General features: G+C 69.1%; 19 protein-coding genes. 9 read left to right on the top strand and 10 right to left on the bottom strand.

What is annotated here, in order from left to right; all coding sequences use genetic code 11:
* Nucleotides 1-100: 100 nt before the first annotated feature.
* Complete coding sequence (hemG, locus tag ASE96_RS02955) at nucleotides 101-1,588, bottom strand: protoporphyrinogen oxidase (RefSeq protein ID WP_056425692.1); 1,488 nt, start codon at nucleotides 1,586-1,588, stop codon at nucleotides 101-103.
* 4 nt (nucleotides 1,589-1,592) lie between these two features.
* Nucleotides 1,593-2,690: a uroporphyrinogen decarboxylase gene (gene hemE / locus ASE96_RS02950; protein WP_056426624.1), complete on the bottom strand. Its 1,098-nt coding sequence runs from the start codon at nucleotides 2,688-2,690 to the stop codon at nucleotides 1,593-1,595.
* A 180-nt stretch (nucleotides 2,691-2,870) separates the two neighbouring features.
* Between hemE and ASE96_RS02945 the strand changes: the two genes are divergently transcribed.
* Nucleotides 2,871-4,232 (top strand): glutamyl-tRNA reductase, encoded by a 1,362-nt coding sequence (locus tag ASE96_RS02945; protein WP_056425690.1) that lies wholly within the window; start codon nucleotides 2,871-2,873, stop codon nucleotides 4,230-4,232.
* Nucleotides 4,233-4,275: 43 nt separating this feature from the next.
* Here ASE96_RS02945 and moeB read toward each other — a convergent pair whose 3' ends face one another.
* Nucleotides 4,276-5,487 carry a molybdopterin-synthase adenylyltransferase MoeB gene (gene moeB / locus ASE96_RS02940; RefSeq protein WP_056425687.1) on the bottom strand — a complete coding sequence of 404 codons (1,212 nt, stop codon included), beginning with the start codon at nucleotides 5,485-5,487 and terminating at the stop codon, nucleotides 4,276-4,278.
* Between the two features lie 84 nt (nucleotides 5,488-5,571).
* Between moeB and ASE96_RS02935 the strand changes: the two genes are divergently transcribed.
* From ASE96_RS02935 to ASE96_RS02925, 3 genes are all read left to right on the top strand, one after another.
* Nucleotides 5,572-6,237 (top strand): TetR/AcrR family transcriptional regulator, encoded by a 666-nt coding sequence (locus ASE96_RS02935; protein ID WP_056425684.1) that lies wholly within the window; start codon nucleotides 5,572-5,574, stop codon nucleotides 6,235-6,237.
* 61 nt (nucleotides 6,238-6,298) lie between these two features.
* A complete protein-coding gene (locus ASE96_RS02930; protein WP_056426621.1) occupies nucleotides 6,299-6,523 on the top strand; it encodes a DUF3107 domain-containing protein in 225 nt (74 codons plus the stop codon).
* Between the two features lie 70 nt (nucleotides 6,524-6,593).
* Entirely contained in the window at nucleotides 6,594-6,896 is a 303-nt protein-coding gene (locus ASE96_RS02925; protein ID WP_056425681.1) for a hypothetical protein, read from the top strand.
* Here the strand turns inward: ASE96_RS02925 and ASE96_RS02920 are convergent.
* From ASE96_RS02920 to thiO, 4 genes are read right to left on the bottom strand one after another with little or no spacing between them, the layout of a single operon-like run.
* Complete coding sequence (locus tag ASE96_RS02920; RefSeq protein ID WP_056425678.1) at nucleotides 6,893-7,228, bottom strand: 4a-hydroxytetrahydrobiopterin dehydratase; 336 nt, start codon at nucleotides 7,226-7,228, stop codon at nucleotides 6,893-6,895. The two genes, ASE96_RS02925 and ASE96_RS02920, sit on opposite strands and share 4 nt — an antisense overlap.
* 46 nt (nucleotides 7,229-7,274) lie before the next feature.
* On the bottom strand, nucleotides 7,275-8,093 hold the full coding sequence (locus ASE96_RS02915) for a thiazole synthase (protein WP_056425675.1): 819 nt from the start codon (nucleotides 8,091-8,093) through the stop codon (nucleotides 7,275-7,277).
* Nucleotides 8,094-8,098: 5 nt separating this feature from the next.
* Nucleotides 8,099-8,335: a sulfur carrier protein ThiS gene (thiS, locus tag ASE96_RS02910; RefSeq protein ID WP_056425671.1), complete on the bottom strand. Its 237-nt coding sequence runs from the start codon at nucleotides 8,333-8,335 to the stop codon at nucleotides 8,099-8,101.
* Nucleotides 8,332-9,702: a glycine oxidase ThiO gene (thiO, locus tag ASE96_RS02905; RefSeq protein ID WP_082492536.1), complete on the bottom strand. Its 1,371-nt coding sequence runs from the start codon at nucleotides 9,700-9,702 to the stop codon at nucleotides 8,332-8,334. The genes thiS and thiO overlap by 4 nt, the downstream gene beginning before the upstream one ends.
* A gap of 151 nt (nucleotides 9,703-9,853) precedes the next feature.
* Here thiO and ASE96_RS02900 point away from each other — a divergent pair, with 151 nt between their 5' ends.
* Nucleotides 9,854-10,576: a thiamine phosphate synthase gene (locus ASE96_RS02900; RefSeq protein WP_056425669.1), complete on the top strand. Its 723-nt coding sequence runs from the start codon at nucleotides 9,854-9,856 to the stop codon at nucleotides 10,574-10,576.
* 58 nt (nucleotides 10,577-10,634) lie between these two features.
* Here ASE96_RS02900 and ASE96_RS02895 read toward each other — a convergent pair whose 3' ends face one another.
* Nucleotides 10,635-11,306, bottom strand: coding sequence for a ferritin-like fold-containing protein (locus tag ASE96_RS02895; RefSeq protein ID WP_056425666.1), 672 nt, complete (start codon nucleotides 11,304-11,306; stop codon nucleotides 10,635-10,637).
* 41 nt (nucleotides 11,307-11,347) lie between these two features.
* On the opposite strand from ASE96_RS02895, the gene ASE96_RS02890 reads away from it, so the two are divergent.
* The 3 genes from ASE96_RS02890 (at nucleotide 11,348) to ASE96_RS02880 (ending at nucleotide 15,791) form a co-directional block, all read left to right on the top strand.
* Nucleotides 11,348-12,847: an RNB domain-containing ribonuclease gene (locus tag ASE96_RS02890; protein ID WP_056425663.1), complete on the top strand. Its 1,500-nt coding sequence runs from the start codon at nucleotides 11,348-11,350 to the stop codon at nucleotides 12,845-12,847.
* A 314-nt stretch (nucleotides 12,848-13,161) separates the two neighbouring features.
* Nucleotides 13,162-14,913: a DEAD/DEAH box helicase gene (locus ASE96_RS02885; protein ID WP_056425659.1), complete on the top strand. Its 1,752-nt coding sequence runs from the start codon at nucleotides 13,162-13,164 to the stop codon at nucleotides 14,911-14,913.
* An 8-nt stretch (nucleotides 14,914-14,921) separates the two neighbouring features.
* The gene (locus ASE96_RS02880; protein WP_056425657.1) at nucleotides 14,922-15,791 is read left to right on the top strand and encodes a DNA-methyltransferase; all 870 of its coding nucleotides are present in this window, start codon (nucleotides 14,922-14,924) and stop codon (nucleotides 15,789-15,791) included.
* 82 nt (nucleotides 15,792-15,873) lie between these two features.
* On the opposite strand, the gene ASE96_RS02875 is transcribed toward ASE96_RS02880, so the two are convergent.
* Nucleotides 15,874-16,719 (bottom strand): PHP domain-containing protein, encoded by an 846-nt coding sequence (locus ASE96_RS02875; protein ID WP_056425654.1) that lies wholly within the window; start codon nucleotides 16,717-16,719, stop codon nucleotides 15,874-15,876.
* 92 nt (nucleotides 16,720-16,811) lie between these two features.
* Here ASE96_RS02875 and ASE96_RS02870 point away from each other — a divergent pair, with 92 nt between their 5' ends.
* On the top strand, nucleotides 16,812-18,395 hold the full coding sequence (locus tag ASE96_RS02870; RefSeq protein WP_056425651.1) for an aminopeptidase P family protein: 1,584 nt from the start codon (nucleotides 16,812-16,814) through the stop codon (nucleotides 18,393-18,395).
* 95 nt (nucleotides 18,396-18,490) lie between these two features.
* Here the strand turns inward: ASE96_RS02870 and ASE96_RS02865 are convergent, their stop codons facing one another.
* The gene (locus ASE96_RS02865; protein ID WP_056425649.1) at nucleotides 18,491-19,417 is read right to left on the bottom strand and encodes a general stress protein; all 927 of its coding nucleotides are present in this window, start codon (nucleotides 19,415-19,417) and stop codon (nucleotides 18,491-18,493) included.
* Nucleotides 19,418-19,444: the final 27 nt, after the last annotated feature.

The following is a 19,444-nucleotide window of genomic DNA, read 5'->3' as shown; positions in this document are numbered from 1 at the left end:
GAGCCTAGCCGCCGGAAGACGCGGGGAAAAATTTGCTGTTCCCCCGCTTTCCGGGTATCCAGAGCCCTGATTGGCGCCCGGTCCGGGCTCCCCGCGCCCGTCAGGACAGCAGCTGCCGGACCTGTTTCGGGGTGTCGGCGACGATCGCCGCGAGGCCGTTGCCGGACAGCCAGCCGCCCACCAGGGCCAGGGTGCCGTCCGCCGCGCAGATGCTCCGGACCTCCGCGACACGGCCCCTGTGGCCGAGGGAGGCGAAGGGCAGGGCCCCGCCCCAGCGTACGACGTCCCAGTCCACGATGTCGCCGGCCGTGACCGGAACGGACAGCAGGGTGGAAGCGTCCTTCAGGGCAGCTTCGAACAGCCCCGCGTCGGTGCGCGGCTCCGGGTGTGCCTGGACGCCATGCCGGGCGTCTCCGCGCCCGTAGGACAGCCGGACAACGTGGGTGCCGGGGCCGGCCTGATCGGCGAGCCAGCCCCATTTGGCGGTGGCGTGCGTGAGGGCCTTGGCCTGGATTCCCGGGCTCTGCGGCGCCACCAGGACCCCGGTGCCCCGCGGTCTGGCGTCGAGCTGAGGCAGGTCCACCACCAGGGTGACCAGGCTGACATCGGGCCCTGGCTCGGGACGCCGGCTGGCAAGGTCCGGCAGGGCGTCCGTGAGCAGCTCGACGGCGGCCGGGCCTTCCACGGCGACGACCAGCAGCCCGGCGTCGTGGGCCGTGCCGCCGGCGGAGATCCGCCAGCCGTCCGCGGTGCGCATCACGGCGTCTGCCCGCGTCCCGCCGAGCAGTGTCACGCCTTCGCTGCGCAACTCGGCGAGCAGCGCGGAGATGAGGGTGTGCATCCCGCCGCGCAGTCCTGCGACGGCGGACCCCGCCTTCTGCAGTCCGGCGGACGGCGTTGGGGCAATGGCCCCTCCGCTGCGCTGGGTGCCGTTGCGTTGGGCGGCGACGGCGGCGGCGAGGGACCCGCGGGCCTTGATCCCGGCGCGGAGGCCCGGTGCCACCATGTCGATGTCGAGCACGTCCGGGTCCGCGGAGTGGACGCCGCCGACGACGGGTGCCACGAGCCGTTCCAGCACGCGCCGACCCATGCGGGCGCGCACCAGCGCCGAGACGCTGGTGGCCTCCGCTTTGGTGCCCAGCGAGGCGGGCAGCAGCTTGTCGAACGAGGCCCGGAGCGACCCCGCCAGGCCGAGGGAGCGGCGGACTTCCGGGTCCCAGGGATTGGCCGGAATGCCGAGAACCCCGGTGCGGGGCAGTTCACGCGGGCCGTCGGGCAACTGGACCCAGGCGCCGCCGGGGTTCGGCGCGACGATGCTCTCCGCGAGGCCCAGTTCGGCGGCGAGGTCCGCCACGGCGGAGGACCGGGTCGCGAAGGATTCCGCGCCGCTGTCCAGGGTCAAACCCGCCACCACATGGCTCCCGACGCAGCCACCCCACACATCGGAGGCCTCCATGACCGTGGTCCGTACTCCGGCGCGGGCCAGCGTCCGCGCCGCGAGCAGGCCGGAGATACCGCCGCCCACCACCACGGCGGTCTGCACTGTTTCGACCGGCGTCCCGGCTGCGGCGCTCCCGGCTGCCTCCATGCCCCTACTCCGGGGAGATCGAGTGGATAAGCTCCACAACGCGTGTCAGCACGTCGGGGTCGGTGTCCGGCGGGACCCCGTGGCCGAGGTTCAGCACGTGTCCCGGAGCCGCGGCGCCGGCGGCAATCACGTCCCGGACGTGCGCTTCGAGGACCTCCCACGGCGCGGACAGCAGGGCCGGGTCGATGTTGCCCTGCAGCGGGACCGTGCCGCCCAGCCGGCGGTTGGCTTCGTCCAGCGGCAGCCGGTAGTCCACCCCGACGACGTCGACGCCGACGTCGCGCATTGCGACGAGCAATTCCGAGGTGCCGGTGCCGAAGTGGATCAGCGGGGCGCCGAGGTCCCGGACGTGGTCCAGGGCGCGGGTTGAGGCCGGAGCGACGAAACGCTGGTAGTCGGCGAGGCCGAGGGAGCCCGCCCAGGAGTCGAAGAGCTGGCCGGCGGAGGCGCCGGCTTCCAGCTGGGCGCGGAGGAACATGCCGGAGGCGTCGGCGGCCCAGTTTGCCAGCGCCGTCCAGGTCTCGGGGTCGGCGTGCATCATGGTGCGCGGGCCGAGGTGGTCGCGGGACGGCTTCCCTTCCACCATGTACGCCGCGAGTGTGAACGGCGCGCCGGCGAAGCCGATCAGCGGAGTGTTGCCGAGCTGGGCCACAGTGCGCCGGACGGCTTCGCGGATGGGCTCGAGGGCTTCCCAGGTCAGCTGGGGCAGGGCGGCGACATCAGCCGCGGTGCGGACCGGCTTCTCCAGCACGGGGCCGACGCCGGGGACGATGTCCACGCCGACTCCGGCCAGCTTGAGCGGGATGACGATGTCGGAAAAGAAGATGGCGGCGTCGACGTCGTGTCGGCGCACCGGCTGCAGGGTGATCTCGGAGGCAAGCTCGGGACGCAGGCAGGAATCCAGCATCGCGACCCCCTCGCGCACCTTGAGGTATTCGGGCAACGAACGCCCGGCCTGGCGCATGAACCATACGGGACGGCGGGACGGCTTGCCGCCGCGGTAGGCGGTGATCAGCGGGGAATCCGCGGTGCGGCCGTCCATCAGCGGGTGCCCGGCGTCAAGGCCGGAGATTTCGGGGGTTGCCGCAGTGCTAGGAGTCATGCCTTCGATTGTGCCGAAAATCAGCCCCAAAAGATAACGACAGCCTGTCACCGGCCCGGGCACCGGCCCGGCCGCGGCGGGGCGACGCCGGGGCGGTGGCGGGAATCACACCCCGGCGTGTGCGGTTACACGCCGGGCAGTTGTTCTACGCGGGTACGAAAAAGCTATGATTGTCCTGCTGTGGTTCTTTTTTCATTGGTGGCGACCCACGCCGACATCGACCTCGAGACCGTTGCTCAACTGAGCACCGGCGCTTCAGAGCTCGCTACATCCGCCCTCGCCGGATCGCCGGCCGTGGCGGGTGCCATTGTCCTTGCCACGTGCAACCGCTTCGAAATCTACGGCGAAGCACACCGCACCGAAGATGTAGACAACGCCCGGGCGGCCCTCATCGCCCAGCTGAGCGGTTCCACCGGACTCAACGAACAAGTCGTCGCGCGGTCCTTCAATACGCGCACGGGTGCGGACGTCACCCGGCACCTGTTCTCGGTCAGCTCGGGGCTTGACTCCGCCGTCGTCGGAGAACGCGAGATCGCCGGCCAGGTGCGCCGGGCCCTTATTACGGCCCAGCACGAGGGCACGGCCAGTTCCGGCCTCGTCCGGCTGTTCCAGGCGGCGTCCAAGACTGCCAAGGACGTCGGCGCCCAGACCGCTTTGGGCGCGCGCGGCCTGTCCGTCGTGTCTGTGGCCCTGGACCTCGCCACCGAGCTCTCCGAGGACCCCGACTGGTCCGCCAAGAAAGTCGTGGTCTTCGGCACCGGAGCCTACGCGGGCGCCACCATGTCGCTGCTGCGCGAACGCGGCTGCACGGACGTCTCGGTCTACTCCTCCTCCGGCCGCGCCGCCGGCTTCGTCGCCACCCGCGGCGGGACCGCGCTGGACGGCGAAACGCTCCCGGCCGCGGTCGCCGCCGCCGATGTCATGATCGGCTGCAGCGGTGCGGACACCCGCGTCGAGGCCGCGGAACTGGCCAAGGTCCGGGCGGGCTCGCCCCAGCCCCTGATCGCCATCGACCTCGCCCTCACCCACGACTTTGATCCTGCCGTCGGCGGACTCGACGGCGTCGAACTGCTCACGCTGGAATCCGTCCGCCTGGCCGCCCCGCAGGAACAGGCCGAATCGCTGGCCCAGGCCAACAGCATCGTGGCCGGTGCGGCCAGCGCCTTCGAGCAGGACCGCGAGGCCCGCTCGGTGGACTCGGCCATCGTCGCCCTCCGCCGGCACACCATGAACGTGCTGGACACGGAAATGGAAAAGGTCCGGGCCCGCCACGGCTGCACCGCCGCGGCCGAGGAAGTTGAGTTCGCGCTCCGCCGGATGGTCAAGCAGCTCCTGCACGTCCCCACGGTCCGGGCCCGTGAGCTCGCCGCCAACGGCCAGCAGGAAGACTACGTCGCCGCCCTGGAAGCGCTGTACGGCATTACGGTCGAACCGGCTGCGGAGCGTGCCACCGGCGCAGAGTGCCCCGTAGTCCACGATGCTGGTGTCCAAGGTGCCGGTGTTCCCGATGCCGGGCATGACACCCGCCGGCACTCTGCCTGAGCTGCTCGCCGCTCCCCCGCCCGGCTAAAGGTCAGGCCAACGGTCAGTAGACCGGCTTGTCCGGCTCCACATCCCGCACCCAGGCCAGGATTCCCCCGTCAAGGTGGCTGACGCGCTCATAGCCCGCAGCCCGGGCGGCGGCGAGGACGGCCGCGGACCGCGTCCCGGCCTTGCAGTGGAAGACGATGTCCGTGTCCTGCGGCAGCTCGTGCCACGCCTCGCCGGCGAGGATCCGGCCCTGCGGGATCAGGACGGCCCCGTCGATCCGGACGATCTCGTACTCCCCTGTTTCCCGCACATCGACCAGCTGGAAGTCCTTGAGTCCGGCCGTGCGGGAGGCCAGCATCGTGGCCAGCTGCGTTGCCGTCACGGTATGCTCCGTGCCTGCGTCCGCGGCCGGGGTGATGCCGCAGAAGGCCTCATAGTCCGTCAATTCCGTGATCCGCTCCGCCTCGGGGTCCCGGGAGACCTTGATTTCGCGCCAGCTCCCGCCGAGGGCGTCGAACAGTGCCACCCGGCCCAGCAGGGAACGCCCGACGCCGGTGATCAGCTTGACGGCCTCCGTCACCATCAGCGAGCCCACGGCAGCGCAGAGCATCCCGAACACGCCGCCTTCCCCGCAGGACGGAACGGAACCCGCGGGCGGCGCTTCCGGGTACAGGTCACGGTACGTGGGGCCGTGCTGTTCCCAGAAGACGCTGACCTGCCCGTCGAACCGGAAGATCGAGCCCCAGACGTAGGGCTTGCCGAGGATAGCGGCGGCGTCGTTCACCAGATACCGCGTCGCGAAGTTGTCGGCGCCGTCGAGGATAAGGTCGTAGCCGGCGAACAGTTCCAGGGCGTTGCCGGCGTCGAGGCGGACGTTGTGCAGCCGGACCTCCACCAAGGGGTTCAGGGCGGCGATGGCGTCACGGGCGGACTCAATCTTGGGCCGGCCCACATCCGTGACGCCGTGGATCACCTGGCGCTGGAGATTGCTCAGGTCCACGGTGTCGTCGTCGACGATTCCCAGGGTTCCGACTCCGGCGGCGGCCAGGTACAACAGTGCGGGAGAGCCGAGGCCGCCGGCGCCGATGACGAGGACCTTGGCGTTTTTCAGGCGGCGCTGCCCGATTGCCCCGATTTCCGGGATGATGAGGTGCCGGGAGTAGCGTTCGACTTCTTCCGGACTCAAGCCGTCCGCGGGCTCCACCAGCGGTCCGGGCGCGGTTTCCGGGGTTGCGGGGGTTGCGGTGGGGGTGAACTTGGAAGCCATACTTCAATCTATGCCCGAAGATACCGCCAGGTCATATTACCGCCACGTAAAGTGGACGTAACAGCAAGGGAAAGAAGGCCGACAGTGGTTCATGAGGCACCGGTTGAGCGGAGTCACGCAGGAAAGTCGCCGGACGCGCCGGCACGAAGCGGACAGCGATCGGCGCGGTTGCCCCGTGATGAACGCCGGGCGCAGCTGCTCGCGGCCGCCCAGGAAGTCTTCGTCGCCAACGGCTACCACGGTGCCGCGATGGACGAAATCGCCGAAACCGCCCACGTCAGCAAGCCCGTGCTCTACCAGCACTTCCCGTCCAAACGCGATCTGTACCTGGCCCTGCTGGACAGCCAGCTGACCAAGCTGACCGGGCTGCTGCTGGGGGCGCTCAACTCCACCACGGACAACGACGAGCGCGTCCAGGCGGTCATGCGGGCCTACTTCCGCTTCATCGCCAGCGACGACCAGGCCCACCGCCTGGTGTTTGAGTCGGACCTGGTCAACGACCCCCATGTCAGCGCCCGGCTGGAAACGTTCAACAAAACCTTCGCCGACGCCGTTGCCCGGGTCATCGCCGAGGACACGAAGCTGCCCGAGCTGGAGGCCCAGCTGCTGGGCCGCGGGCTCGCCGGACTGGCGCATGTCAGCGCCCGCTACTGGCTGGAAACCGACGGCAATCTTGACCTCGATGTGGCCAGCGATCTGATCTACCGTTTAGCTTGGCGCGGAATCTCACGCTTCCCCAAGGAAACCTAGACTACAAATAGAGATGACGCTTTGATATTTGTTGGACTTTGATTGGCTGGGAGGCCTCGCTGTGGAAGTAAAGATCGGCATTCAGAACATCGGCCGCGAAATTGTGCTGGAGTCGGCCCAGGACGCCGACGCCGTGGCCAAGGTGGTCGGCGAAGCCATCACCAAGGGCACCGAGCTGCGCCTGACGGACGAAAAGGGTCGCCAGATCATCGTTCCCGCGAACGTCCTGGGTTATGTTGAAATCGGCGCCGAAGAGGTACGTCGCGTCGGTTTCGGCGCCCTCTAAGAACCACCGCGCCCGCCCGCGGGGCAGCTTCGCTGCTGGCCCCGTCCCCAGATCCGCAAGGAGTCCGAACATGCTTTCCCTGATTGTGGTTGCCCTGGTGACCGTGGCCGCGGGCTTTGTGGTCTGGGCCAACGACAAGAGGCACGCCAAGTACGGCATTGCGGTCCCCGCAGGGGTATCGCTCACCGCCGGGATGGTGAGCTGGATCGTCTTCGTCGCCGCCGGCCTGGGCTACCAGCCCGGGCTGACCTGGATTCCGTGGGTGCTGCCCATGGTGCTGGGCGCAGTTGCCGCCGTGGCGGCCGTGCTGTACCTGGGCAAGACGCGCACCGCGCGCGACACTGCCCGGCTCACCGCCATCCTGCGCTACTAGCCGTCGACTAGGCCGGGCTCGGCGGTGGCGCCGAGCCCGGCTGCTGCCGCGCCGGCGGCAGTTGCCGCGGCGACGTCCCGCCGTGTGACTTTGTCTCCGGCGTCGTGGGAGCTGTAGCGAAGGAACACCCTTCTGAAGCGCCAGTCCAGATCCGGGTGGTGGTTTTGTGCTTCGGCCAGGCTCCCGACGGCGGCGATCAGCTCGAGCGCCGCGGCGGCCGTCGGCGCTTTGTAGACCGTGACTAGGCCCCCGAGCCGGTGTCTCCAGTCCGGCAGCTCCGCCAGGGCGGCGTCGATCTGACTCTCGGTGAGGACGTCCTCGGTTGCCGTCATGGCAGGCTCCCTTTGCTCAGTAGGACAGGTGCTGCGCCGGACCGGCCTACAGGAATTCGGCCCGGCCCTCCATGGCCGAGGAAGCCAGCGCGTGCTCCCGGCGCGGGATCCTCCCGGCCCTTTTTGCCAGCCTACCGGCGATCACCGCGTGCTTGAAGGCTTCCCCCATCAAAACGGGGTTCTGCGCCCGGGTCACGGCCGTCGCCAGCAGCACGGCGTCGCAGCCAAGCTCCATGGCCAGTGCGGCGTCGGAGGCGGTGCCGATTCCGGCGTCGAGGACCACGGGCACCGAGGCCCGCGAGACGATCAATTCGATGTTGTGCGGATTCAGGATGCCCAGGCCGGTGCCGATCGGCGCGCCCAGCGGCATCACCGCGGCGGCGCCGAGGTTCTCCAGCCGCAGGGCAAGTACGGGGTCGTCGTTGGTGTATGCAAAAACCTTGAACCCGCGGCCCACGAGCTGCTCGGTGGCCTCCACAAGTTCGACGGCGTCCGGCAGCAGGGTGTGCTCGTCCGCGATGACTTCCAGCTTCACCCAGTCCGTTTCGAGGGCTTCGCGGGCCAGCTCGGCGGTCAGCACCGCGTCCCGGGCCGTGAAACAGCCCGCCGTGTTGGGCAGCACCCGGATGTTGTGGTCCAGCAGCAGCTGAAACAGCGATCCTGCCTCCGCGGGCGAGTAGCGGCGCATCGCGACGGTGGTCAGTTCGGTACCCGAGGCCAGCAGCGCGGCCCCCAGGCCGTCCAGGCTCGGCGCTCCGCCGGTGCCCATGATGAGCCGCGACCCCAGCTGCACGCCGTCGACCGTGAACGGATCCGCGGCGGCAAGCGAGACTCCAGGCGCCGCCGCGAGGGTGGTTTCCTCCATGTTTTTCATCCTCCCTGTACCGCCGTGACCAGTTCGATGTCGTCGCCGTCGGCGAGCGCGGTCCCGTGCCACTGGCTGCGGGGCACCACCTCGGCGTTGCGGGCCACAGCAACCCCGAGTTTCCGGCCGTCCACGGCCTGGCCGTTCGGGGCCAGCGTCCGGCCGGTGACACCGCTGACGAGGGTGCTCACCGACGCGCCGTCGGGCAGCGTGTGCCCGCTTCCGTTCAGTGTGATGTTCATACCGTTTCCTTGCTGTGCTCAGGGGTGTGGTGGGTGCTGGTGGGTGCTGTGTCCCGCGGTCCGGCGGCGAACCTGTCCGGCCGGAAACGGGACCAGCGGGGGTCTTGGGTGCCGTCCAGCAGCTGCCGGCAGATCTCCGCAGCTGCGGGCGTGAGCAGGATTCCATGGCGGAAGAACCCGGTCGCGATGATCAGCCCCGCGGTGTCCCCTTGCCCTCCCGGACCGGCCACCCGGCCCAGCAGCGGCGCGTTGTCCGGGGTCCCGGGGCGTGCCCGGGCGGTGGCCTCGAGCAGTTCGAGTTCGGCGACGGCGGGGAGCAGCTGCATGGCGTCGCGCAGCAGCTGGTACACACCGCCGGCAGACACTGCGGAACAGGCCGGGACTCCGCCGGACGGAACACCCGCCCGGCTGCTTTCGCCGGGGGCGTCCTCCCGCTGCGTGGCACCGATGACCACCGTGCCGTCCTGCCGGGGCACGATGTAGACCGATACCCCGCGGACCAGTCCCCGCACGGTGGAGGTCAGCAGCGGGCGCAGTTTCTCCGGCACCCGGAGCCGGAGGATATCGCCGTGGACCGGCCGCAGCGGCAACCGGAGCCCGGCCGGAAGGCCCGCGAGCGCGTTCGCCCCCAGGCCGTTGGCGACAATGGTTTCGGTGGCCCGGACGGAGCCGCCGCCGGTGAGGGTGGCGCCGGCCACCCGCCCGTCCCGCCAGACCAGTCCCTCAGCGCGCCGGCCGATGGCTTGGCAGCCACTGTCCGCAGCGAGCAGTTCCCGGATGCGGGCGAGCAGCCGGCGCGGGTCCACCTGGTGGTCGGCGGGAATGTCGAAAGCGCAGGAGATGCCCGGGCTCAGGAGCGGTTCGCGCACGCGCGCTTCCCGGACGGTCAGCGGCTCCACGGCCAGGCCGGACGCCTGCTGGACTGTGCGCAGGTCCGCGAGCGCCCGGCGGTCGGCGGCGTCGGTCCCCACGGCGAGCGTCGGCGTCGTGAGGTATCCGGTGCTGTTGGCGGCGCCGGTGACCGTCCCGGTGTCCCCCGCTCCGCCCTCAAGTCCGGCGGCAAAAGCCGGCCAGAGGCGGGAGGACTCGAGCATCAGCTCCAGGAGGGCTTCTTCCTGGTAGTGCAGTTCGCTCACGGGGGCGAGCATGCCGGCGGCAGCCCAGCTGGCTCCGCTTCCGGGGGCGTCATCGATCAGGGCAACAGAACGGCCCGAGCGTCGTGCTGCCCAAGCGATCCCGTGGCCGACCACGCCGCCGCCGATCACGGCAACGTCGTAACATTTTCGGGTTTCCGCGTCATCAGCGACGGCGGCAGCCGTCGTGGCTTCACGGCCCGCGGCCGTGCCCGGGGCGGATGTGGTGCCCATGGAGGAGTCCTTCCCTACGCCGGTACTAACCGGATCAGGTCAAGCGGTCGGCTCTGACGCCCTCTCAGCCTGCCGGTGCCGGACGCTGGTGGCGTGATCGGCGGCGGGCTCCCGCGGTATTGGCCCAGTTTAGAGGAACTAGGCTGGAGGCATGAGCCAGGATGCCGTCCCCACCGCTGCCCGCCTGTACCTTTGCACCGATGCCAGACAGGACCGCGGCGACTTTGCGGACTTCGTCGACGCGGCATTTGCCGGCGGCGTCGACATCATCCAGCTGCGCGACAAGTCACTGGAGGCGGCGGAGGAGCTGGAGCTCCTCGAGGTCCTGCACCGGGCGGCCCACCGTCATGGCCGGCTCTGGGCCGTCAACGACCGGGCGGACCTCGCCTCGCTCTCCGAAGCTCCGGTGTTCCATATTGGGCAGAAGGACATACCCCTCGGGGCCGCCAGGACGTTCCTGGGCCAGGACGCCATTATCGGGCTGTCCACCCATACCCCTGAGCAGGTGGACGCGGCCATTGCCGCCGCAGCCGTCCGCGGCGGCCTGGACTACTTCTGCGTCGGGCCGGTGTGGGCCACCCCCACGAAGCCGGGGCGCGCCGCAGTCGGACTCGAGCTGGTGCGCTACGCGGCGGACGCGATCCGCCGCGCTCAGGCCCCTGCGGGAAAGAGTGAGGAGGGGAAGAGCGCCGAAGGCACAGCGGCAGGCACGGTGCCGTGGTTCGCGATCGGCGGCATTGACCTCGGAAATGTGGAGCAGGTGGTGGAGGCGGGCGCACGCAGGATCGTGGTGGTCCGCGCCATCACCGAGGCCGACGATCCCGCCGGCGCCGCCCGCGCCCTGCTCGACGCGCTCGACGCCGCGGAGGACTGAGGGCAACGGGAACCGGTCAGGGCCGGTCCGGGCAGGGCCGGGGCCGGTCCGGGCAGGCTCAGCCGGTGAGGCCGAGCTGCGTCATCCGGCGCGCGTGGTTGGCCGCGAGCTCCGCCATCAGCCCGCGGACCAGTTCCTTGGACGCGTCCTCATCCGCGCCGGCCAGTCCGCCGAGGAACGCGTGCTCAAAACTTACCCGCTGCGCCTGGGTCAGGGCTTCCCCCAGCAGGCGCCGGGCCCACAGCGCCAACCGGGACGCCAGCCGCGGGTCATCGGCGAGGGCGGTCTTGAGCCGCTCCCGCAGCACCGCTGTGGCCTCCTCATCGGCCTGGATCTGCTCCACCAGGGCCCGCGTCCCGGCGTCGACGTAGCGCGAAACGGCGCGGTAGAAATCGGCGGAGACGGTGTCGATCACATACGCCTTCATGAGGGATTCGTACCAGTCCGCCGGGCGGGTGCGTTCGTGGAAGTGGTCCACGGACGGCTGGAACGGCAGCATGGCAGCCTCCACGTCCAGGCCCATCCCCTCGAGCCTGGCGCGCACCAGTTCGTAGTGCTGGAACTCGATCACGGCGATCCGGCCCAGGACCGCGCGGTCGTGCAGGGACGGTGAATACCTCGCATCGGAGGAAAGCCGCTCGAAGGCAGACAACTCGCCGTAGGCCATCACACCGAGCAGATCCTTGAGGAAGCTGTTGTAACGGGCGGGATCGGCCGGGGATGTACTCATGATCCAAGACTAATGGCGCAAATGAAGCTAATCTGATTTTCGTGTCCCATCATCGCCTGACCCCGAGCGTCCACCGGCAGGAGAACCAGCTTGCCGAGGCGCTCAGCGCGCTGCGCACAACGCTTGAACTGCCGGGCCCCTTCCCCGAGGACGCGCTCCGGGAGGCCAAGGAGGCGGTGGCCGGCCACGAGCTGCCGGAGCTGGATTTCACGCACATCGAGTTCGTGACCATCGATCCGGAGTCTTCCACCGACCTGGACCAGGCCCTGTTCATCGACCGTTCCGGTGAGGGCTACAAGGTCTACTACGCCATCGCCGACGTCCCCTCCTTCGTGGCACCGGGCGGGGCCCTCGACGCCGAGACGCGCCGCCGCGGCCAGACCTTCTATACCCCTGACGGCCGGATCCCGCTGCACCCGGAAGTCATCAGCGAGGAAGCCGGAAGCCTGCTGGCCGGCCAGACCTGTGCCGCGTTCGTGTGGGAATTCGAGCTGGACTCCGCCGCCGACGTATCCGATGTGCGGGTCCGGCGCGCTGCCGTCCGCAGCCGCGCCAAACTCAGTTACCCGGGGGTGCAGGCCGATCTCGACGCCGGCACCGCCGAGCCCGTGCTGCAGCTGCTCAAGGAAGTCGGGAACAAGCGGGTGGAGCTGGAACGGCTTCGCGGCGGCGCCAGCCTGAACATGCCGGAACAGGAAATCGAACAGCTGCCCGACGGCGGCTACCGGATTGTCGCTGCCCCGCCGCTGCCGGTGGAGGACTGGAACGCGCAGATTTCCCTGATGACGGGAATGGCCGCCGCCGGGATCATGCTGCAGGGCAAGGTGGGCATCCTGCGCACCATGCCGGCCCCGGATGCGGCCTCACTGGCGCATTTCCACCGCCAGACCCGCGCGCTGGGAAAGCCCTGGGACGGCGAAATGAGCTACGGAGAATACCTGCGCACCCTCGATCCCACGGACCCGCAGCAGCTGGCGATCGTGCACTCGGCCGGGATGCTGTTTCGCGGCGCCGGTTACACACCGTTCGACGGAACGGTTCCCGAGGCCGCCATCCAGGCCGCGATCGGCGCCGCCTACGCCCACTCCACGGCCCCGCTGCGCCGGCTGATCGACCGCTTCGTCCTGGTGATCTGCGAGGCACTCAGCAACGGCACCGAGGTCCCTTCGTGGGCCCGCGAGGCCCTGCCGTCCCTGCCCTCGATCATGGGGGCCTCGGACCAGCTGGCCGCGAAACTGGAGCGCCTCTCGCTCGACACGGTCGAGGCCGCCCTGCTGGTCAACCATGTCGGCCAGGAGTTCGACGCGGTGGTGATCTCCGGATCCAAACCCGCCCGCAACGGCAAGAACGGGAACGGCAAGAACGGGAACGGCGGCACCAAGCCGGGCAACGGCAACGGGCCCTCCGGGATCGTGCAGATCGCCGAGCCCGCGGTCACAGCCCGCTGCCCCGGCGAACTGGAACCCGGGACCCAGGTGCGGGTGCGGATTTTGTCCTCCGACATTGCCACCCGCGAGGTCCGGCTGGAGCTGGTCGGCTAGGCAAAGAGGCCGCGTTCCCGCGCGCCCATCTTTTGCGAGTCAGCGCGGTCCGTCGAGAATCAGGGCCGGGTACAGCTAGACTGGAAGGGTAGATATGGATGCCCGGTCGTTGATTTCCTTGATTTTCGAATTCAACAAGCCCGCCCCTACGCGATCTTGAGACAGACCCGCTGGTCCCCAGTGCCAGCATTTAGATAGCCCGCGATCGGCTTCCACTGGATTTGCTTGCGCGCCTGAGCGTGCTCCGGAACGGCCACCCGGCCGGCCCCGTTGAGCAAGCAGCGCAGCCCAAAATGAATAAGGAAACTCCCCTAGTGAGTGAATTGCACACGCACCAGCTTCTGACCGACGATTCCGGAACGGAAACGATCGAGCCGGAAGAGACCATCATCTCGGACGAAAAGCCGCACGAGATCGCCGAAAAGTCCTTCGCCGACTACAACGTCCGCGCCGATATCGTGGAGTCCCTTGCCGACGCCGGCATTACCCACCCCTTCCCGATCCAGGCCATGACCCTGCCGGTCGCGCTGAGCGGCCATGACATCATTGGCCAGGCCAAGACCGGCACCGGCAAGACCCTCGGCTTCGGCATCCCGGCGCTGCAGCGCGTCGTCGGCCCGGACGACGCGGGCTTCGACTTGCTCCCGGCCCCCGGCGCCCCGCAGGCCCTCGTGATCGTCCCGACCCGCGAGCTGGCCGTCCAGGTTGCCAGCGACCTGCAGAACGCCGCCCGCAAGCGCAACGCCCGTATCACCACGATCTACGGCGGCCGCGCCTATGAGCCGCAGGTCGAGGCCCTGCAGAAAGGCGTCGAAGTTGTTGTCGGCACGCCCGGCCGCCTCATCGACCTGTACAAGCAGAAGCACCTCGTCCTGAAGAACGTCAAAATGGTCATCCTGGACGAGGCCGACGAAATGCTGGACCTCGGCTTCCTGCCCGACGTCGAGACCCTCATCGCCGGCACGCCGGCCGTCCGCCAGACGCTGCTGTTCTCCGCCACCATGCCGGGCCCGGTCATCGCCATGGCCCGCCGCTACATGACGCAGCCGACCCACATCCGCGCCGCCGACCCGGACGACGAAGGCCTCACCAAGCGCGACATCCGCCAGCTGATCTACCGTGCCCACAGCATGGACAAGATCGAGGTGGTGGCCCGCATCCTGCAGGCGCGCGGCCGCGGCCGCACCATCATCTTCACCAAGACCAAGCGGACCGCCGCCAAGGTTGCCGAGGAACTCGTGGATCGCGGGTTCGCCGCAGCCGCCATTCACGGCGACCTCGGCCAGGGCGCCCGCGAGCAGGCGCTCCGCGCCTTCCGCAATAACAAGGTGGACGTCCTCGTCGCCACCGACGTCGCCGCCCGCGGCATCGACGTCGACGACGTCACGCACGTCATCAACTACCAGTGCGTCGAAGACGAAAAGATCTACCTGCACCGTGTGGGCCGCACCGGCCGCGCCGGCAACAAGGGCACGGCCGTGACCTTCGTCGACTGGGACGACATGCCCCGCTGGGGCCTGATCAACAAGGCCCTGGGCCTGAGCGTCCCGGAGCCGGTGGAAACGTACTCCTCCTCGCCGCACCTTTACGAGGAACTCGACATCCCCGAGGGCACCAAGGGCCGTCTTCCCCGCGACAAGCGCGTGCTGGCCGGCGTCGACGCCGAAGTCCTGGAGGACCTGGGCGAGACCGGCAAGAAGAACACAGGCGGCCGTGACAGCGCCCGCAGCGGCGGGCGCGACAGTGCCCGTAGCGGCGGCAGCACGGGCGGCCGCGACGGAAGCCGCGGCGGCTCACGCGACAGCGGCCGCGACACCCGCCGCAGCGGTGGCGCCGGCGGCGGAAAAGACAGCGGCCGCTCCGGCGACCGCCGTCGTCGTCCCGCAGAGGCCGACGCCAGCACCGGGCCCGCTGCCGAGGCTCCGGCCACGGCTACCGCAAGCGCGCCGACCGAGGTTGACCGCGCCACCCGTGCACGCCGCCGCACCCGGACGCGCCGCCGCAACGGCGAAGTGGTCGCAGGCGAGCCGCAGGCCGGGGCTCCGGCCCGCAGCACCGAGGTCTAAACCCCTTTATGACTAACACCGTCTGGGCGCCGGACGGCAGCAGTCTGGTGGTACACGCGGACAACGCGGAGTACCTCCCGACGCTGCCGGACGGCGCCTTCACACTGATTTATGTGGACCCGCCCTTCAACACGGGCCGGGTCCAGAAGCGCCAGGAAACCAAAATGGTGCTCAACGCCGGCGGCGAGGGCGACCGGGTCGGGTTCAAGGGCCGCTCCTACGACACGATCAAGGGCGCCCTGCACAAGTACGATGACGCGTTCAGCGACTACTGGACCTTCCTGGAGCCACGGCTCGTCGAGGCGTGGCGGCTGCTCGCGGACGACGGCACCCTGTACCTGCACCTGGACTACCGCGAGGTGCACTACGCCAAGGTCATGCTCGACGCTATTTTCGGCCGCGAGTGCTTCCTCAACGAGATCATCTGGGCCTACGACTACGGTGCGCGCGCCAAATTCCGCTGGCCCACCAAACACGACAACATCCTCGTCTACGTCAAGAACCCCGCGAAGTACCATTTCGACAGCGTCGAGGTGGACCGTGAACCGTACATGGCGCCCGGCCTCGTCACCCCGGCCAAACGCGAACTCGGCAAGCTGCCCACCGACGTCTGGTGGCACACGATCGTCTCCCCCACCGGCAAGGAAAAGACCGGCTACCCCACGCAGAAGCCCGAGGGACTGATCCGCCGCGTCGTGGCCGCCTCCAGCCGGCCCGGCGACTGGTGCCTGGACTTCTTCGCCGGCTCGGGAACGCTCGGCGCCGTCGCCGCGAAACTGGACCGGAAGTTCGTCTGCGTGGACCAGAACCAGCCCGCGATCGACGTCATGGCCAAGCGCCTCGCCCCGCACGCCACCTTCACCGTTTTCCCACATTAGCCCGTTGCCCTATCACTTATCGGGGCTATTCCGGCCCGATGGGGACCAAAACTGATAGCTCAACGGGCGGGGCGGGGGCGTGTCAGCGGACCACGGGGGTTCCGGTTCCCTGTTCCTCGATCCGGGCAAACACCTCGGGCGAGGTGAGGTTCTCGCCCAGCAGGTTCGGTTTCCCCGCCCCGTGGTAGTCGGAGGACCCCGTAACCAGCAGGCCGTGCCGGGCCGCGAGTTTGCGCAGGAACGCCCGGCCCTCCTCAGGGTTGTCCCGGTGGTCGATTTCCAGCCCCGCCAGCCCGGCGTCGATCATTTCCTGGTACGTCCGCTCCCCCACGATCCGTCCGCGGGCGGACGCCACGGGATGGGCGAACACCGGCACGCCGCCGGCCGCGCGGACCAGTTCGACGGCGAACGCCGGGTCCGGCGCGTAATGCTGCACGTAATAGCGTGAGTGCGAGGTCAGGATGGAATCGAATGCCTCGGTGCGGTCCGCCACCACGCCCGCGGCGACCAGCGCGTCGGCGATGTGCGGCCGGCCCAGGGTGGCGCCCGGCGCCACATGGTGGATCACATCGTCCCAGCTCAGCGGGTAGTCCTCCGCGAGCAGGCTGACCATCCGCTCGGCCCGGGTGAAGCGGGCGTCCTTGGCCTTGGTGATTTCCTCCAGCAGCCCGGGGTGCGCGGGGTCGTGCAGGTAGCAGAGGAGGTGCACGCTGATCCCCTCCGTCGTCCGGCAGGAAATCTCCATCCCGGGCACCAGCGCCACACCGTATTCGCGGGCACCCACCGCGGCCTCGGCCCAGCCGTCGGTGGAGTCATGGTCGGTCAGGGCCACGACGTCGAGGCCCGCCTCCGCAGCCGAAGCCATCACGGCGCCGGGTGCTTGGGTGCCGTCGGAAACGTTCGAGTGGGCATGCAGGTCGATCCTCACCTCATCAGCCTAGTAGATCGACGCGGCGGCGCCCCCGGTTCAACGCCCCGGCCTGTTGGCCTAAGCCGCTCCGCTGGTGAGACTATGGGACGGTGAACGATGCAGATAACACCCAAGTCTCCGCTTCCCAGCCCCTCGATGAGCGCGTCAACAACCGCTCCCAGCGGCCCAGTTCCGACGCCTTCAAGGCGTTTATGGCCAGCAACTGGGCCCCGACCAGCGAGCAGCTGCCGGAACGCGACGCCGTCGCCGGGCACGCCGCCACCCGCCGTCGCGCCATTTCAGAGCAGTTCAAAGGCGAACGCCTGGTCATTCCCGCCGGTCCGCTGAAGGTCCGCTCGAACGACTGCGATTACCGCTTCCGCCCGCACTCCGGCTTCGCGCACCTCACCGGCCTGGGCCTGGACCACGAGCCCGACGCCGTGCTCATCCTGGAGCCCGTGGAGGAAGGCAAGGGCGACGACGGCGGCCACCACCGCGCCACGCTGTACTTCCGTCCGCTGGCCGGCCGCGATACCGAACAGTTCTACGCCGACTCCCGCTCCGGCGAATTCTGGATCGGCGCCCGTCCCACCCTGGCCGAGTTCAAGGCCCGCCTCGGCCTGGACACCGCGCACATCAGCGAGCTGGAGCTCGGAATCACCAAGAACGTCGGCGCCCCCGAAATCGGCGGGATCTCCATCCGGCTGGTGCGGAAGGTGGACGAGAACATCGACGCCCTCGTGGATACTGCCCGCTACAACACCGCCAAGGACCCGGAGAACCTGGACCTGGGCATCCTGGACGCCCTCGACGAGAAGCTCTCCGAGGCACTGTCCGAACTGCGCCTGCTCAAGGATGAGTGGGAAATCGAGCAGATGAAGACCGCCGTCGCCGCCACCGTGCAGGGGTTCACCGAAGTCGTCAAGGTCCTGCCGCGGGCGCTCACCCACCAGCGCGGCGAGCGCGTCGTCGAAGGCGCGTTCTTCGCCCGCGCCCGGGAGGAAGGCAACGAGCTCGGCTACGACACCATCGCGGCCTCCGGCAACAACGCCACGGTGCTGCACTGGACCCGGAACACCGGCAAGGTCAACGCTGGCGAACTGCTGCTCCTCGACGCCGGGGTCGAGGCGGATTCCCTCTACACCGCGGACATCACCCGCACCCTGCCGGCCACCGGCACGTTCTCCGACATCCAGCGCAAGGTCTACGAGGCCGTGCTTGACGCCGCCGACGCCGGTTTTGCCGCCGCGCAGCCGGGCACCCGGTTCCGCGACATCCACACGGCCGCGACCACCGTACTGGCGGAACGGCTGGCCGATTGGGGCCTGCTGCCGGTTTCCGTGGAGGAGGCCATCAGTGCCGAGGGCCAGCAGCACCGCCGCTGGATGCCGCACGGCACCAGCCACCACCTGGGCCTGGACGTGCATGACTGCGCCCAGGCCAAGCGCGAGCTGTACCTCGACGGCATCCTTACCCCCGGCATGGTCTTCACGATCGAACCCGGACTGTACTTCAAGGACGAGGACCTCGCCATTCCCGCGGAATACCGCGGCATCGGCGTGCGCATCGAGGACGACATCCTGATGACCGCCGATGGCCCCGTCAACCTCAGCGCGGCACTGCCCCGCAAGGCCGACGACGTCGAGTCCTGGATGGCGGGAATCTACCAGGAAGCAGACGGCCAGACGCCGTAGCGGCGCGCCCCACCCGCAGCCGCTGCCACAAAGTTGCTGACACAAAGAAGGCCTCCGCCCGGATCACTCCGGGCGGAGGCCTTCTGCGTTACAAGCTAGTGCCGCGAGCCGTCCTGGCCGGGATCCTGCTTGGGTGCATCGGTGACCCGGACGCCGTACTGCGGGCGGCCGTCGGGCAGGTCCGGGTAGGCGAACCCGCTGGGCTTGGCTGGCTCTTCAGCGGCCTGCTCTGCGTCGGTTGATCCGTCCGGCTGGCGGGAAGGCTCCGCAGGCTGCTGGTTTACCGCCGGCTGGTTGCCGGGCTGCTGGTTAGGAGGCTGCCATCCGCCGTCAGGCTGTCCGCCGGACTCGGGAGCCCGCTGGCCGTAGGGGTCATTCCAGCCCGCGGGGCGCTGCGGAGCATGGCTTTCCGGGCCGGGCTGCCGGGAACCCTGCTCGGGACCGGGCTGGTACGGCTGATGCTGGTAGTCGCGCTGGGAATAGCCGGGAGTACCCGCGGACGCCGACGCGTCATGCTGCGTCATTGGCAGTTGGTGGAGCAGCCGGCGCGCCTCGTTGGCCGCTTCGAAGGAAACCACGACGTCGTAGTTGGTCGCCACCACCTGGCTCGTGGAGGTGAAGTCCCGCTTCCCCCGCTGCATGGCGTAGGTGACGATGCCGAACAGCATAAAGAACGCCGCACCCATCAGCACCGAGGTCACAATCGAGAAGTACCCGCCCGTCTCGGAGAAGAAGGACAGCATCACGCCGACGAACAGGCCGAACCACATGCCGCTCAGCGCCCCGGAGAGTGCCACCCGGGGGTACGAGAGCCTGCCGGTGACCCGCTCAACCATCTTCAGGTCGTTACCGACGATCGAGACCATCTGCACCGGGAACTGCTGGTCCGCGAGGTAGTCCACCGCCTTCTGGGCATCCAGGTAGGAGTTGTAGGAGCCAACAGTGTCGCCCTTGGGAACACTGCGCGCCTCGTCCGGGCCGTTGGGGGCGCCAGCCCTGGGAGCTCCAAAAATGTTTGACATATGCCTATTCTTACCTATCCGGCTGGG

Origin of the sequence: Arthrobacter sp. Leaf69, assembly GCF_001422645.1 — a bacterium.
Taxonomy (GTDB): domain Bacteria; phylum Actinomycetota; class Actinomycetes; order Actinomycetales; family Micrococcaceae; genus Arthrobacter.
Note: the sequence above shows the minus strand (reverse complement) of the source record. Positions and strands in the feature narration are given on the sequence as shown.

Bases quoted from the DNA above. Each gene is read 5' to 3' on its own strand.
- ASE96_RS02895 (WP_056425666.1), bottom strand. From the start codon at position 11,306: ATGAGTACATCCCCGGCCGATCCCGCCCGTTACAACAGCTTCCTCAAG.
- ASE96_RS02880 (WP_056425657.1), top strand. From the start codon at position 14,922: ATGACTAACACCGTCTGGGCGCCGGACGGCAGCAGTCTGGTGGTACAC.
- ASE96_RS02900 (WP_056425669.1), top strand. From the start codon at position 9,854: ATGAGCCAGGATGCCGTCCCCACCGCTGCCCGCCTGTACCTTTGCACC.
- ASE96_RS02865 (WP_056425649.1), bottom strand. From the start codon at position 19,417: ATGTCAAACATTTTTGGAGCTCCCAGGGCTGGCGCCCCCAACGGCCCG.
- thiS (WP_056425671.1), bottom strand. From the start codon at position 8,335: ATGAACATCACACTGAACGGAAGCGGGCACACGCTGCCCGACGGCGCG.
- ASE96_RS02920 (WP_056425678.1), bottom strand. From the start codon at position 7,228: ATGACGGCAACCGAGGACGTCCTCACCGAGAGTCAGATCGACGCCGCC.
- moeB (WP_056425687.1), bottom strand. From the start codon at position 5,487: ATGGCTTCCAAGTTCACCCCCACCGCAACCCCCGCAACCCCGGAAACC.
- hemG (WP_056425692.1), bottom strand. From the start codon at position 1,588: ATGGAGGCAGCCGGGAGCGCCGCAGCCGGGACGCCGGTCGAAACAGTG.
- ASE96_RS02925 (WP_056425681.1), top strand. From the start codon at position 6,594: ATGCTTTCCCTGATTGTGGTTGCCCTGGTGACCGTGGCCGCGGGCTTT.
- hemE (WP_056426624.1), bottom strand. From the start codon at position 2,690: ATGACTCCTAGCACTGCGGCAACCCCCGAAATCTCCGGCCTTGACGCC.
- ASE96_RS02915 (WP_056425675.1), bottom strand. From the start codon at position 8,093: ATGGAGGAAACCACCCTCGCGGCGGCGCCTGGAGTCTCGCTTGCCGCC.
- thiO (WP_082492536.1), bottom strand. From the start codon at position 9,702: ATGGGCACCACATCCGCCCCGGGCACGGCCGCGGGCCGTGAAGCCACG.